Genomic DNA, 14,945 nt, shown 5'->3' with positions numbered 1-14,945 from the left:
TTCATTTGCTTCTATGCTTCAGAAAATTTTGTTAATTGGGTGTTTTTTTGATAAATTAGTCTTATATAGTTTTATGATTTGCAGTGTCCAATTGCTTCCTAAGGGGGAACTTTTGTGAAAAATAAGGAGAGGATGATTGAACTTCTTACGGGAGTGCAATCATCGAAACGGAATTATTATACCGAGTTAAAGAAGACCGTGAGTGAGCTGCAGAAGAAGAATGTTCAACTGGAAATTATTAATGAGGTGATGAAAGGCTTTAATGTGGAGATGTCAATGGATGATTTACTGAGGAATGTCCTTGAGAAGTTAAAAAAGATATTTCCAATAGAACGAATCAGTTTATCGATGATCGAGGGGGACAATCTAATACTGACAAATGTGTATCCAACAAATTCAACGGTTTTAAAGCCAGGAACGCAATTTCCGCAGGATCATTCGTTATATTGGAGTGTAATGAGCTCAGGAAGACCTTATCTATATAGAAAACAAAACCAGAATAAGAGAGAACCCTGGTATGAAGAAAAAGTCATTATCGAAATGGAGCTTGACAGTATCTTTTTATTTCCATTAGTAAGGAAAGGACACGTAACAGGCGTTCTTTCCCTTGGCAGCAAAAGGAATTTGGAAAGCCATTGGGCTGATCTATCCTTTTTTCAACAGTTATCCGATCAGCTGGCGGTTTGTATAGAGAACACACATCTTTATAATGAAGTTCTCTTGACGAAAAAGAAATGGGAACAGACCTTTCAAGCAGTGCCTGATGCCATCATCATTATCGGGTTAAACCGGGTTGTTCTTCAAGCAAATCATACAGCGCATTTGTATTTCCCATCAAAGGGAGACTTAATCGGACAACAGGTGGACGCACTTTTGTTCTCTCAAGAGGAAGACCACCCGTTTCAGAAAAAATTACTTGAATTAAATACATCTTCCGATGAGTTACATATAGAAAATAAAATCTATGAATGTCATTGTTATCCTATTTTTAATGATTCAAACAACCATTTTGCATCCATTATTTACTTGGAGGATGTGACGGCAAAAAGGCGTATTGAAGCGCAGTTGATTCAATCGGGGAAGCTTGCGGCTATTGGTGAAATGGCGGCAGGTGTAGCTCATGAACTAAATAATCCGCTGACGGCTATCATGGGAAATGCTCAACTTCTTCTTCGAAAAGCGGAGCCGTCCGAGCCAACTTATCAGCTGCTTAAGGCTGTCTATGAATGTGGAAAACGCAGTAAAACAATCATTCAAAATTTGTTGACCTTTTCCCGGCAGGATGAATATTTATTTGAAATTTGCTCGATAAATGAGGCGGTCCATCAATCATTAGGTTTAATAGGAAATCAACTGTCAAAGCAAGGGATTCAGGTCGAGACCATACTTGATAGGAAACTTCCGCAAATAGAAGGCAGCTGCCAGCAGATTGGCCAGATTATATTAAATCTGCTTTTAAATGCAAAGGATGCTCTGGAGGATTCTGAGAAAAAGGAGAAAAAGGTGATTATTCAAACATCTCTTAATCAAAACTCAGATACTATTATTCTTACTGTGACGGATAATGGATGTGGAATGGAGCAAGACGTCTTATCGGAAATTTTCCATCCGTTTTATACAACGAAAAATGCTACAAAAGGACATGGGCTGGGACTATCTGTTAGTATTGGCATCGCCCAAGCACATGGAGGAACATTAAAAGCTGAAAGTATATTGGGGGAGGGCAGCCGATTTATCTTGACATTACCTATTCAAGGGAAAGTAAATAATCATAATGAAAGGGTTCTCTGACATGTCAAATATTTTAGTAGTTGATGATGAGAAGGACATCTGCTTGTTTCTTCACCATCTTTTAAGTGATAAAGGACATCATGTCACGCTTTGTACAAGCAGGCAGGAGTTTGACCAAGCGAAAGGAAATCAGAAATATGATTTAGCCTTTCTTGATGTCAGGCTTCCCGATGGAAATGGACTTGATATCTTGAAAGACATAAGGGCTGTCCAGCCATTGTGCAAGGTTGTTGTCATGACTGGGTATAGTACCGTCAAAACAGCCGTTGAAGCAATTAAACTAGGAGCTTATGATTTTATTGAAAAACCGTTTGATGATATTGAGGATATTGAACATCTGACTGAGCGGCTATTGACCGATGGAGCCTTACCGTCCCAAGATCATGTTCATGATTTGGCAGCAAGAATGGGCTGCTTTATTGGTCAAAATAGGGAAATGAATCAATTGTTTTCATTAGCTTATAAATTTGCTCAAAAGAATGTGACAATACTGATTGAAGGAGAAACAGGAACGGGAAAAGAAGTGCTTGCCCACTTTATTCATGAGGCTAGCCTAAGGGCCGATTATCCATTTATCGGTGTCAATTGTGGAGCGATTTCCGAGCATTTGCTTGAAAGTGAGCTATTTGGGCATACGAAAGGGTCTTTCACTGGGGCGGCAAAAGATCGAAAGGGTTATTTTGAATTAGCAGACAAGGGGACATTATTTTTGGATGAAATAGGAGAAGCCTCTCTTGCTACACAGGTGAAGCTTTTGCGGGTCCTTGAGACAGGCGAATTTATGAAGGTTGGTGGGGAAAACGTCCTGCGAAGTAAAGCAAGACTAATAGCTGCTTCTCATGTGGACTTAAGTAAAGCGGTGACAAAGAATACTTTTCGCGAAGACTTATTATATCGACTGGATGTGGTTAAATTAACGATTCCTCCTTTACGAAGAAGGTCACATGATATCCCGCTATTCATAGAGGATTATTTAAAAAGACATGAACTGAAGCTATCATTTACAGAGGAAACACTTGAGCTTCTAAAAAACTACAGCTGGCCTGGAAATATACGTGAGCTAGTAAACGTGATCAAGAGAGCGGCAGCCTTAGCTGAAGGGGAAACAGAAAGGATTAATCCGGAGTATCTACCACCGAAAATAACCCGCCATATTCAAGGGGCTTTAGAGACAGCAGCTGCAGTGAGTCAATCTCCACCTAAGAAGCCGGGATTCGATTCTTTCCTTGAACAATGGGAGTGGGAAATAAGGGAAATGTGGAAATCAGAGGACATAACTGAATTGCAGTTGGTCCTTGATAGAATGAAAGAGCTTGAATCAGAAGCCATACGTGCGTTTATAGAAAAATCTCTGAGGAAAACAGTTGGAAACCGGAAAGAAACGGCAGAACTTCTTGGCATCACGATGAGAAAGCTTAGATATTATTTGAATGAAAAAAAATAAGTAGAACTTTAGATGCAAAAGCAGCAGTGCTCATCATCATGAGCACTGCCAAACTGGCGAATTCTATGGGAGCGACCTGTGAGAACAGATCCATATCATTGTAAGGATTTAAAGAGCTATTTTACATAGTTAAAACGATACGGCCGTTGATTTTACCGGAAACCATGTTATCAAACACTTCATTAATTGAATCAAGTGGGGCGGTTTCAATTTGTGAACGTACTTTCCCGCGAGCCGCGAAGTCAAGTGCTTCTTGCATGTCTTTTCTTGTTCCAACGATAGACCCTTTTACCGTAACCCCGTTAAGAACGGTATCAAAGATCGGGATAGGAAGCTCATCATGTGGCAGACCTACTACGACTAGAGTTCCGCCTCTTTTAACGGATTGATAAGCTTGTTCAAATGCTTTCTTTGTAACCGCAACACTTACAGATGCTTGAACGCCGCCAACTTTTTCTTTGATTGTTTCAACAGGATCATTTTTTAAACCATTAATCGTAATATCCGCACCTAATTGCGAGGCAAGCTCTAATTTTTCATCAGCAATATCAACGGCAATGACATGAAAGCCCATTGCTTTTGCATATTGAAGCGCAATATGACCGAGTCCGCCGATACCATAAATGGCCACCCAATCGCCAGGCTTGGCTTCAGAAACCTTAAGCGCCTTGTAGGTAGTGACACCTGCACAAAGAATCGGAGCCACTTCGACCGGATCAAGACCATCTGGAATTCTTGCTACATACTCAGCTGGAGCTTTACAATATTCAGCATATCCTCCGTCAACAGAATAACCGCCGTTTTGCTGATGCGGACAAAGAGTTTCTCTTCCGCTTAAGCAATATTCGCATTCACCGCAAGCAGAGAAGAGCCATGGAATTCCTACGCGATCACCAATTTTAATTGATTTAACGCCTTCGCCGACTTCTACTACAACGCCTACTCCTTCGTGGCCTGGAATTAAAGGAAGCTTTGGTTTTACCGGCCAATCGCCATGTGCTGCATGCAGGTCGGTATGGCAGACACCGCAAGCTTCGATTTTTACAAGAATTTCCCCATGCCCTATGGTTGGAATAGCAACATCCTTAATTTCTAATGCACTTTTGAATTCGTTTACAACTGCTGCTTTCATTTGGTTCTCTCCCTTATTTTTAATTTTAGTAGTTTCACAAATTATAGTAGCAAGCATCATGCCAATGGTTTTAATCATGTGAATAGTATAAATTGAGGCGATTTATGTATCAAATAGCCAATAGATTGTGAGAATGTGCCGAATTTTCGGCTTAGATGGCCAAGATAACGATCATTCTCCTATCATATGACTGATTAGATGAATAAACGATGGAAAACTTGACTGAAATTTGGAAATTTTTCGTGTCCTGCAGTAAAATCTAAGTAATAAAACTGTTTTATCAATATATCGAAAAAAGGTCGGTGGACGGTTTGATTACTAAATTTGTTATGCCAGAGGTAATTTTCGGCAATCATTCACTTAAGCAGGTGGGGGAAAGCTGTCTCCGTCTTGGAGCAAATAAAGTCTTGATTGTAACTGATACGGGTGTCATGAATGCGGGATGGATGGATAAGGTGATTGAGAGTTGTCAAGAAGCAGGGTTAAGTTATGTTTATTTCAATGATATTTCTACCAATCCCAAAGAAGATCAAGCAGAGCGGGGGGCACAAGTATACCTAGAAAATGAGTGTGATGCGCTCATAGGGGTCGGTGGAGGCAGTGTTATTGATATTGCGAAGGCGATCGCCATTTTAGCAACAAATGGAGGAAAAGTTTCTGATTATGAAGGTGTTGATCGCATCGTCGTTCCGCTTCCTCCATTAGTTATGGCTGGAACGACAGCAGGATCAGGTGCGGAGGTTTCACAATTTTCCGTCATTGTTGATTCGGAAAGAAAAAAGAAAATGACCATCATCTCTAAGTCACTTGTCCCTGATATCGCTATTATTGACCCGATTACATTGTCAACGAAAAGCAGCCACCTGACAGCATCTACAGGGATGGATGTATTAACCCATGCTATTGAAGCATATGTAAGTATCGCTGCAACTCCGATGACAGACGTATTTGCTAAAAATGCCATTACACTTGTTTCGAAAAATTTACGGCCCTCTGTAGCATCGCAACTAAACTCGGCGGCTAAGAATAACATGGCAATGGCAAGTCTTCATGCGGGGCTCGCCTTCTCCAATGCCATTCTAGGTGCAGTACATGCCATTAGTCATGCCATTGGCGGAAGATATCCCATGATGCACGGTGATTTAAATGCTGTACTTCTTCCTCATGTCATGGAATTTAATCTGCTTGCAAATCCAGTTAGATTTAAAGAAATCGCAAAACTGCTTGGAGCCAATATTACTGGTTTGTCAACAACTGAAGCAGGAAAAAGAGGCATTGAGTATGTCAAACAGCTGTCCGTTGAAATTGGAGCACCCCAGCACCTTTCAGAAATGGGTTTTGAAGAACATATGATTAATGAAATCAGCCAAATCGCTCTACAGGATGCCTGCATGATTACTAACCCGCGTGATATAACCGCCGAAGATGTAGTAAAAATCCTTCAAAAAGCATTGTAATGGGATGTGAATAGACAAACAGGTTTCCAAAAATCAGTGATTTGTAGAAACGAGATGAAATCAGCTTCTATTTGAATATCCCTTTACTTTTTTTTATTAGATAGGAATGACGGATGATTTTACTCTGTTTTTATCGTAGGGAAAAAAGATGAAATGACATACAAAATAGGTTCTTTCATCATATGATATGGGAAATAGTTAATCAGCAAGATAACCGCAGGAGGGGACAATGTGAAAGATAAAAAAATACGGTTCGAAACGGAAGTCATTCATTTGGGATATCAAACAGATGAACATGAGAACAGTTTAGTTCCTCCCATCTATCAAACATCAACATTTACGTTTGCAAATGCAGAGCAGGGTGAACGGCGATTTTCCGGTGCTGAAGAAGGCTTCATATACTCACGGTTAGGGAACCCAACTGTAAAAATACTTGAAGAGCGAATGGCAGCACTAGAGAAGGGGGAGGCTGCATTAGCCTTTGCTTCCGGTATGGCAGCAGTATCTTCTGTTTTAATGGCTTTAACAAAAACCGGAGATCATATCCTTTGCTCAAAAGGTGTCTATGGCTGTACCTACGGACTTCTTCAAATATTAAAGCAAAAATATCAGATTAATCATGATTTTTCTCTTATGGATTCAACAGAAGAGCTTGAACGAAGCATCCAACCAAATACAGCCTGCATTTATATTGAAACTCCGATTAATCCAACCATGAAGCTTGTTGATTTACAAATGGTTGCTCATATTGCCAAGGCAAAAGGTATTCCAGTCGTTGTAGATAATACATTCTGTTCTCCCTATTTACAAACCCCGCTATCATTTGGTTGTGATATTGTTATTCACAGCGCAACAAAGTATATATGTGGACATGGTGATGTCATAGCCGGATTAGCATCGGGCAGTAAAGAGTGTATGGAGCTGATTTCCCGCACAACACAAAAGGACGTCGGCGGTATCCTTTCTCCCTTTGATGCCTGGTTGTTATTAAGAGGATTGAAAACCCTGCCAGTAAGAATGGACCGTCACTGTGATAATGCAGAGAAACTGTTTGCATTTCTAGAAAATCATCCAAAGGTAGAAGCGATTTATTTTCCAGGTGATAGTCAGCATCCAGATTATCCGATTATGAAAAAGCAAATGAATCGGTCGGGCGGCATGATCTCATTTGCGATAAAAGGATCAAAAGCAACAGCACAATTGTTTATGAATCATTTGCAGTTAATCAAAATTGCAGTCAGTCTTGGAGATGCTGAGACGCTTATTCAGCATCCAGCGACAATGACCCATTCAACGGTTCCAGCTGGAGAACGAATAAAAATGGGCATAGAAGATAACCTAGTTCGCTTAAGTGTAGGACTAGAAGCATGGGAGGATATAAAAGAGGATTTGGAACAGGCTTTTGCTAAAATTTAGACAAATAATGAATGAAAAAGGACAGCTCACCGTTTCCAAAATGTGTGGCTGTCCTTTTTTATTTAAAAAATAGGTAAAAGTCTATCAACCATTGTCCATACAGATTTAGTTTCTACGCATATACAATAGTAAGTCGAAAGAAAAGAGTGTGATGGGTTTAATGCTAAACCCTTCTAAATTCTTTTGATAAATATGTTAAGGAGTGATTTTTTTATGAGAAAAAATAGCAGCTACTATAGAAGTCGAAATCATACTGGTGGAGGTACTAGTTCATTTTTTGTTGAAGGAAAAACGGTTGGTTCTGATCTTATGCCAATCGCGCCATGGAAAACTGGAGTAAAGCTTGATTATCCTTTTCTAAATGCATCTGTACCTTTAGCAGATATTGATTTGGAAATTGATGTAGAAGCAGAAATTCCTTTGCCAGATCGTGTCCTAGAAATTAAATCTATTCGGAAAAATGTTACATTAACTCAATGTAAAGCAGTTCCTTCCTCTTATTGTCCGAACACTGTAAAATTATTCATAACAGGAATTCTCCATAAGAATATTCAATTTATTACTGGTGCGTCATCAAATGTTAGAGATTTAAGGGTGGATGTTGAATTTTCAACTGTCAAAACAGTAGAACTTGATAATCCAATTATGAGCCCATTTGGGCAAGAGGATATTGAATTCAGTCAAAAGTCCTCTCTTTATGAGTATCGTGAAATGGGTAAGAAAGGACATGGTGCAAATCCATTTGTATCCGGTTCTGAAACCTTTGAGACTTTCAATGAGCCGATTGAATGTACGCTTCTAGGTACAAAAGTCAGAGAGATTGATCTATTTAAAGATGTTGACAGATTCGGAAGATTTTCAAGGATTATTGAAAAAGCAGAAATCAGATTGTTCCTTCGCTTATCTCAAATGCAAAAAGTATTTGTTGATGATAAGGACTCAAAATACTCTAAATACTACAAGGACAACAACAAAAATGACAATAATGACGACAAAGATGACAACAACAAGAATGACAACAAATATAACAACAACTATAAATCATAACCTTTAATATTTTTATATGCTTGATTATGTCGTAAATCCCCTTTTAATAGACAGAAAAGAGGCTGTTTATTATAAGGGGGTTTACCAAGTAAAAAAATCCATCCAGATTTGAATCAGGATGGATTTTTGATGAGTTAATAAAGTTTAATACTTTAGTTTGTCAGTTTTATATACTGGTGTTGTAGTAGATGAATGAATAAACGTACTCTCCCTTGAACGTTAAGGAGTTCATTTTCAGACATAAATTCATTGTGCCAAATGATATGAAAGTTTTTTAATTCTGACTGAATAGGATGAGCATACTGCTCTGAAAACTCTTGATGAAATTGAATGTTTTCATGTTCCTGGTACGTCAACTCTGAACGATAACTCCTTGGTAATTCAGGTGTAACAAGCCATTCAACATTTTTAGTAGTACTGAATGGAACCCGCATGGTAATTGTTTGTAGTGACCCTTTTTGATCATTCTCTACATACTCAATAGTGGCAAGGAGGACTCCTTTAACAAAAAGACTTCGTGATGGTAACGGGACTTGGCATTCTAATGAATAAACGCTCCAGTCAACCTTTGTTATTTCTCTTATAGGAAAATGAAGAAGAAATGAGTCAAATATGTCGATCTCAATTTCAACATTGCTTAGTACAACAGGCATCTTAACGATTGGCAGTGCGTTTTTCTGTACATCAGATTGATTGTATTCATCCATTGAAGATGATTCACAGTCAAAGAAGGAGGATTCCTCTTCTAATGAAACTTCAAAACTAGAGGAGGATTCCTCAAAACTAGAAGATTCAAAGAATAGTGAAGAGGACTCATCTTGTATGGACGAGGATTCCTCAAATAAAGGAACTTCATATTCAATGGAACTAGATTCTTCATCAATCGAAGAGGATTCGTTGTAATTGAAAAAAAACTTCCTATTTTGAAATGGTTCCTCTTTGTTTGAAGCTTCATCAATCGAAGAGGACTCTTCAAGCATGGATATAAATTGATCAACTAATTCTTCATCAACTGAAGATTCACCTTCATTTATATCTGATTGATTACGCTTCCTTGGTTCTATTTTCTTTTCATGGAACCCATTTTTAATGAAAGAAAACTCTCTATCTATCAACTTAGAGTCTTTTTTATCGGTAGCTTGATCGGATTTTTGTGTTATAGGTCTTTCGTCTAGATGTGGTTTTACTTTTTCATAAAGATTCTTCGTTTCTTTATGAAGCTGCTCTTTTTTTTCCGATTTTACTCCCTTTATTTCAAAATCGTTAACAACTGGAGGTTCGAAAAGCTTAGGACCTGCAAGCCTATTTGTCACTGCCTTTTCTTTTGTACTCTCCTGTGCAGCAGATGTATGATTTGTTTCTTCAGTCTTTTTTTCTGTTCTATTAGCATACCGATTGTTAATAGCATAATCATTATTTGCATAGTCGTAACCCCTAAAACCCATCATCGGATAGTTGTAGGGGGATGAAAGTGGCTGATACTGATATGGAGGATAGGGTACGTTTCTTCTCCCTTTTTTCATTTTTAACAGGAAGGGCTGCTATAGTAGCCTCCTTTCCGCACACCTCCTTCTCGTAAAGAATGTTTACAACAGCTTGAAAGGGAATTATACAGACCTTGGTTGTATAATCCCTTTACTAATTTAATGTTCTCCTTCAATCACAATCATGATCCCAGTCATGATCATTAGTTGTAGAGGATACACGAATCTGTTGATTTTGAAGAATTTTTACCTTGAAATAAATCACCATTTTAGATTCAGATCTTGTAAAAGTTCCTTCATCTAATAGATTATTTGAAAAAAGATCACCTTCTCTGTCGAGAGCTTCATCCCATTCAATGATTTTGCTTGAAAGCAGTTCACAGAACGGAAGTTCATTATAGTGCTGCTTGCTTTCTTGATGGAATTGAGAAAGATCACTTGATAACAGTTCGTCTTTTTCAGGATGTCCCATCGGTAATGGCTGTGATACAAAGAAATCAAATTCTTGGCGTTTGTTATTCTCCGGCATGACAGGTGATGAAATGAAATCTTTTACTTCAGTAATTAATTCAAAAGGTATATGTTCTGTTTGAGATAGAATGCTCGATTGAATACTAGGGCTTTCCTGCGGTGTATTCGTTGAAGAAATGACCACTGTCGTTCCAGATTGATTAATTGGTGTTGCATATTGGATATTTTTCCGAATAAAGCCTTTAATAAATAATTTATTGGTTGGCAGTAATAGACGGCATTGAGTAATGACTAACCGTTTCTTTACATCTTTTATTTCTAATACAGGCTCTTGAAATATAGTTACGTGTGTTTTATCCACTTGTAAATCAAGCTCAGCTAAAACGACAGGAACCTTTGTAACGATTTTTCCAATTGAAACATGCGGATAATGATGTTTTGTATTTTTTTCACAATCGCAGTGTTCATCACAATCATGGTTGTGTTTTTTATAATCTGACATAATTATCTTCCTCCTCAGGGCTTCAGAATAGTGTATTCTATGCCGTACAAAAGACTATGTATGGGCATTCGCCCAGAGACAACCACACAAAAACAAGTGAAAACGCCCTGAACGATGATTTCACTATGTTTTTCCATATTGAAAAATTTATTTATTAAAGAACCGAAGGAACGGAGGAACCTATAATTAAAATGAGAATATAAATGAATAAATAAAATAGGCAATAAACAGCATTATCATGCTACTGTTTCGAGTAAACATGATAATGCCGGTTAATTACTAATATCCTTTTCTAAGTTCTCTAATTATAAAGTTGTAGGCGGTGTCGGTGCAACAGTCACAAATGCCTGTTGATTTTGTAATACTTTAATTGTGAATGTTAGGAACATTTTCTCCACCATATCATGGAAATAACCTTCCTCAAATGGTGCCTCTCCATGAAGAGGTTTGCGGTCGATTGCTTCATCCCATTCAGTTATTTCACTTGAAATAAGCTCACAGAATGGAAATTGATTGTAATGCTGTGTACTTATTTGATGGAATTGGGAAAGGTCGCTTGAAAGGAAGCGATCTTTTTCCGGGAACCCTTTGCCTAATTTTTGTGAGCGAAAGAAATCAAATTCAGAACGAGTATTTAATAACGGACGCTGTGGCGGTGAAATAAAATCAGCTGCTGGAATGATTGTTGATATTTCAAACGGTATATCAATGGTATGTGATCTCATTTCGGAAGATACACAATTGTCTGAAGCACGATAGGTCGGTGATGCATATTGAAAATTCTTTCTGACAAATCCTCTGATAAATAAATGTGCAGGTTCAAGATCAAAAACTTCTTCAGGGTCATCAGTAGGACGCAGCATCAGACTGCATTGAATAATTTTGACTCTTTTCTTCACATCCTTGATTTCTAAAACAGGGTCGTCAAAATGAATATTAGCACTTAACGTCGTACTGACAGTTCTTTGTGCAAGTGTAACAGGTACATGCATAAGGACAGGACCGGGTGCTGGGACTACAATTGGATCACTTTCCACACTTACAACTTCATCTAACGTTGAAGAAATATTTAAATCTATACACTCTTTTTTATGATCTTCGCTCATTTTTTATAATTCCTCCTTGATTTCTATCTTCCATTCATCCTATGCATGTGTACATTCTCCGCTTAGATATATGAATCAGTATAAACGTGGAATTTAGACAGAAAACCGAATGAGCATTTTCAATAATAGGTACTTGCACCACAAAATGCCCATCTTGCATAAGATTCAGAAGGAGGTTGATACCCGATGAATAACCAACATTTTCTTGCTGTTGATATTGGAAACAGCTGGTACAAAGCGATAGCTTCTGATTCAGGGATGATAAATGAATACCAAATCCCAAATGCATTAGCTTTGTTTGATGAAGAATATTATGAAAAGCCATATGACGATGAAGATATCAATTTTGAAGAGAATTTAATCATTGAAATCAAAAGTCATGCGATTGTTGACAAACGGGAAGTTTATTATATTGGTAAAAGCGCAGCGAAACAGAGAGATGTTAGTTTAACGGCTATTAATAATCAGAAGGTGGATGAAGATCGTACTTATATTCTATTATTTGGTCTAGCAGCCTATCATGCAGTGTTAGTCAATCAAGAAGAAACAGAAATCAATTATCACATCGATCAATTAGCTGCTTCCTTGCCCACTACGCAGTATAAAGAGAAAAAAGACTTATTCAAAAAGCGGTTAATAGGTACTCATACCGTTATCTTCCATAAGGTGCCAGGAGTCGAAGAGCCGAAAGAGGTAACAGTCAAACTTCATGTTCATGATGTTGTCATTGGTGCTGAAGGAGCCTGTGCTTACCTTGGACTAACAAGGGATCAGGATACGCTGGGTATTAGAGATGATTCAATTGTGAAGGACTCTCTTAAAGGTGTTATTATCGGTGATTTAGGCGGGGATACAGTCGATTTTGTCGGTATCAAAAACAATAAACCTGTAGCTTCTGTTGAAGGAGAACCCTTTGGAATCAATCAGTTTCTTGATCTTATTATTCAAAAGGTAAACAAAAATGAATTATATCGCTTTGATTCTCGTTCCGAGTTAGAGGAGAAATTGGCTAAAGGACAATCAGAATGGTATGTAGAGCCGTTTGCAGGAGTCAAAAAAGATATAAGTAAATATATTATTCCTCAGTTACGCGCAATGGCTATTAAGTATCTGGAGTATTTTGATCGTGTTAGAAGCAGCTCGACTGAGATAAAAGGTGCTGCTAGATATATTGCAGTCGGCGGTGCGGCAAAATTAGCTAAAAAACAAATTCAACAGGCAGCTGTCAAATGGGCTGAGAGGGGTCGACCCATTCAACTCTTTTTCCCTGAAGATATGGAGAAGCTGAATGTTCTCGGTCTGATGATTCTCGCGAAAATGAATCAATTAAAGAAAGATCAAGTAAGTGCAATTGATTATGAAACCGTTAAGGTGTAGAAGGTAGAAGGTGACGGAAATGTCGAAAATTCACACAGATTACGTCAACAAAGTGGCGATTATGATTCCTGAGAAATTCATTGATGTAAAATCAGGCGAATCCTATGCTGTATCGCAAAAAGTCCAAGAGCAGATCGAATACCATGCGGATAACAGTACTCTTGTTCATCTAGTCATGTCAGCTCTTACCAGTTATTTGCATCCCAAGAAAGGGAGCGGCGGAGGCAATGATGAAATATTATATGAGTTGTCAGAAATAAAAAAAATGCTTAAGGAAATGCCTGCGGGGCCGTTGAATAAACTTAACAAGCAAAAAGTTAATCAACAGCAGAAACCATTAAAGACAGATATCGATGTCGATTTAAAAGAATTAGAGGAAATTCTAGAGGCTTTTGGAGGATAAAGGTTATTCATAAGAAAAGCTGATTCATAATGGCGGTTATTGATTTAACAATATAACAGTCTAGGAAGAAAATTGCTGGAAATGAATAAATGCAGCAGCCATCCTCATTATGATCAGCTTTTATTGTATTAATGTAAACAAGCAGCAGGCAAGCAAGAAACAGCACAAAAACAGGATAAGTCAACCGTAATGCATATGCCCGTACCAACTAGGTCCTTAGCTTCCTTATGGTTAATCTGACAGCAGACATTTTGTGTTCTATGGTCATGTTTGAAGACTAGTAGTTCAAGAACAGCACAATTATCATCCAATTCTTTTATTTTAAGAATATAGGATGATACGCAGGACAGTTTCGTTTGTTTTGTTTGCTGACAGGTATATTCCATTACGCCTATGGCTTTAAATGGCTTGCAGTCCTCATTATAAAGAATAAATGGAATCGTATTTTTCTTTATTTCTTTTTTCTTTTCCGCAAAAAGGTCATCGAAGCACGATTTACAGCTTGAACGATGTTCCATTTTTTGTTTTTCAACTTCTTTTTGGGCATGGAGGATGGCTTTTAATATATCCTTTACACAACTTTTGCGATCATCTTTTTTTTCGCGCGTATCCATACAATGATCGTCGCTGCTTTCATACCGATAAGGAGAAAAAAAGCGATTCTTGTCATCGTGTTCTCGATATGAACGATACCTGTCCATTTTTAACACTCCTTAACTTTTTATAATTTACATTATGAAAATGATTGTTTTATTGCGTGAGAATCGAGCCCGAATCAATGAACTTTTTCTGCTGCGAGAATTGCTCCTGAGAGGGCTTACATCCTTAATATAATAGGGTTTTTACCCCTGCTAAATCTTGACATTCTAGACTGAAAATGATAAATTTTATGTAACCGTTATGCATCGTGTTAGATAATTGCATGCTGCTTATTCACAGGTTTGACCTTTGTTTGGATGAGTAATGAAAGTGAAACTATCAACGTTGTAAATGGTGAATTTTATATGGCTTAACAGCCAATAGGAGGATTTTTTTTCATGAAAAACGGTAAAGTAAAATGGTTTAACTCAGAAAAAGGTTTCGGATTTATCGAAGCTGAAGATGGAAATGATGTATTTGTTCATTACTCTGCTATCCAATCAGAAGGTTTCAAAACTCTAGAAGAAGGTCAAGAAGTATCTTTTGAAGTAGTTGAAGGTGCTCGTGGACCACAAGCTGCTAACGTAACAAAATTATAATTTAATATACTCATATAAACAGCTCAACCAATGGTTGAGCTGTTTTTTAGTGTTAGGCACTACATAAACTTAGAATG

Annotated in this window: 13 protein-coding genes; 8 read left to right on the top strand and 5 right to left on the bottom strand. The window is 37.8% G+C overall.

Going from position 1 to position 14,945, the window contains the following annotated elements; translation table 11 throughout:
* Positions 1 to 114 precede the first annotated feature (114 nt).
* Both F4V44_RS07385 and F4V44_RS07380 read left to right on the top strand, forming a co-directional pair.
* Entirely contained in the window at positions 115 to 1,791 is a 1,677-nt protein-coding gene (locus F4V44_RS07385; RefSeq protein WP_191090606.1) for a GAF domain-containing sensor histidine kinase, read from the top strand.
* 1 nt (position 1,792) lies between these two features.
* A complete protein-coding gene (locus F4V44_RS07380) occupies positions 1,793 to 3,235 on the top strand; it encodes a sigma-54-dependent transcriptional regulator (RefSeq protein ID WP_150439362.1) in 1,443 nt (480 codons plus the stop codon).
* Positions 3,236 to 3,356: 121 nt separating this feature from the next.
* Here the strand turns inward: F4V44_RS07380 and adhP are convergent, their stop codons facing one another.
* Entirely contained in the window at positions 3,357 to 4,367 is a 1,011-nt protein-coding gene (gene adhP / locus F4V44_RS07375) for an alcohol dehydrogenase AdhP (protein WP_150439361.1), read from the bottom strand.
* Between the two features lie 329 nt (positions 4,368 to 4,696).
* Between adhP and F4V44_RS07370 the strand changes: the two genes are divergently transcribed.
* The 3 genes from F4V44_RS07370 (at position 4,697) to F4V44_RS07360 (ending at position 8,287) form a co-directional block, all read left to right on the top strand.
* Positions 4,697 to 5,824 carry an iron-containing alcohol dehydrogenase gene (locus F4V44_RS07370; RefSeq protein WP_150440082.1) on the top strand — a complete coding sequence of 376 codons (1,128 nt, stop codon included), beginning with the start codon at positions 4,697 to 4,699 and terminating at the stop codon, positions 5,822 to 5,824.
* Between the two features lie 231 nt (positions 5,825 to 6,055).
* Positions 6,056 to 7,240, top strand: coding sequence for a methionine gamma-lyase (gene megL / locus F4V44_RS07365; RefSeq protein ID WP_150439360.1), 1,185 nt, complete (start codon positions 6,056 to 6,058; stop codon positions 7,238 to 7,240).
* Between the two features lie 213 nt (positions 7,241 to 7,453).
* Positions 7,454 to 8,287 carry a CsxC family protein gene (locus F4V44_RS07360; protein ID WP_150439359.1) on the top strand — a complete coding sequence of 278 codons (834 nt, stop codon included), beginning with the start codon at positions 7,454 to 7,456 and terminating at the stop codon, positions 8,285 to 8,287.
* 152 nt (positions 8,288 to 8,439) lie between these two features.
* Here the strand turns inward: F4V44_RS07360 and F4V44_RS07355 are convergent, their stop codons facing one another.
* The 3 genes from F4V44_RS07355 to F4V44_RS07345 all read right to left on the bottom strand — a co-directional run bounded on the left by F4V44_RS07355 (position 8,440) and on the right by F4V44_RS07345 (position 11,850).
* On the bottom strand, positions 8,440 to 9,810 hold the full coding sequence (locus F4V44_RS07355; RefSeq protein WP_150439358.1) for a hypothetical protein: 1,371 nt from the start codon (positions 9,808 to 9,810) through the stop codon (positions 8,440 to 8,442).
* A gap of 133 nt (positions 9,811 to 9,943) precedes the next feature.
* Entirely contained in the window at positions 9,944 to 10,744 is an 801-nt protein-coding gene (locus F4V44_RS07350) for a CsxC family protein (RefSeq protein WP_150439357.1), read from the bottom strand.
* A 305-nt stretch (positions 10,745 to 11,049) separates the two neighbouring features.
* On the bottom strand, positions 11,050 to 11,850 hold the full coding sequence (locus F4V44_RS07345) for a CsxC family protein (protein WP_150439356.1): 801 nt from the start codon (positions 11,848 to 11,850) through the stop codon (positions 11,050 to 11,052).
* Between the two features lie 186 nt (positions 11,851 to 12,036).
* Here F4V44_RS07345 and F4V44_RS07340 point away from each other — a divergent pair, with 186 nt between their 5' ends.
* Both F4V44_RS07340 and F4V44_RS07335 read left to right on the top strand, forming a co-directional pair.
* Positions 12,037 to 13,227, top strand: coding sequence for a ParM/StbA family protein (locus tag F4V44_RS07340; RefSeq protein ID WP_150439355.1), 1,191 nt, complete (start codon positions 12,037 to 12,039; stop codon positions 13,225 to 13,227).
* Positions 13,228 to 13,246: 19 nt separating this feature from the next.
* On the top strand, positions 13,247 to 13,630 hold the full coding sequence (locus F4V44_RS07335) for a hypothetical protein (protein ID WP_150439354.1): 384 nt from the start codon (positions 13,247 to 13,249) through the stop codon (positions 13,628 to 13,630).
* 128 nt (positions 13,631 to 13,758) lie between these two features.
* On the opposite strand, the gene F4V44_RS07330 is transcribed toward F4V44_RS07335, so the two are convergent.
* Positions 13,759 to 14,331, bottom strand: coding sequence for a CotY/CotZ family spore coat protein (locus tag F4V44_RS07330; RefSeq protein ID WP_150439353.1), 573 nt, complete (start codon positions 14,329 to 14,331; stop codon positions 13,759 to 13,761).
* A 336-nt stretch (positions 14,332 to 14,667) separates the two neighbouring features.
* Here F4V44_RS07330 and F4V44_RS07325 point away from each other — a divergent pair, with 336 nt between their 5' ends.
* Entirely contained in the window at positions 14,668 to 14,868 is a 201-nt protein-coding gene (locus F4V44_RS07325) for a cold-shock protein (RefSeq protein WP_150439352.1), read from the top strand.
* Positions 14,869 to 14,945 lie beyond the last annotated feature (77 nt).

The sequence above is a fragment of the Niallia endozanthoxylica genome (genome assembly GCF_008710145.1).
Lineage (GTDB): Bacteria > Bacillota > Bacilli > Bacillales > Cytobacillaceae > Bacillus_BD > Bacillus_BD endozanthoxylica.
This window is presented reverse-complemented; position numbering and strand designations above follow the sequence as displayed.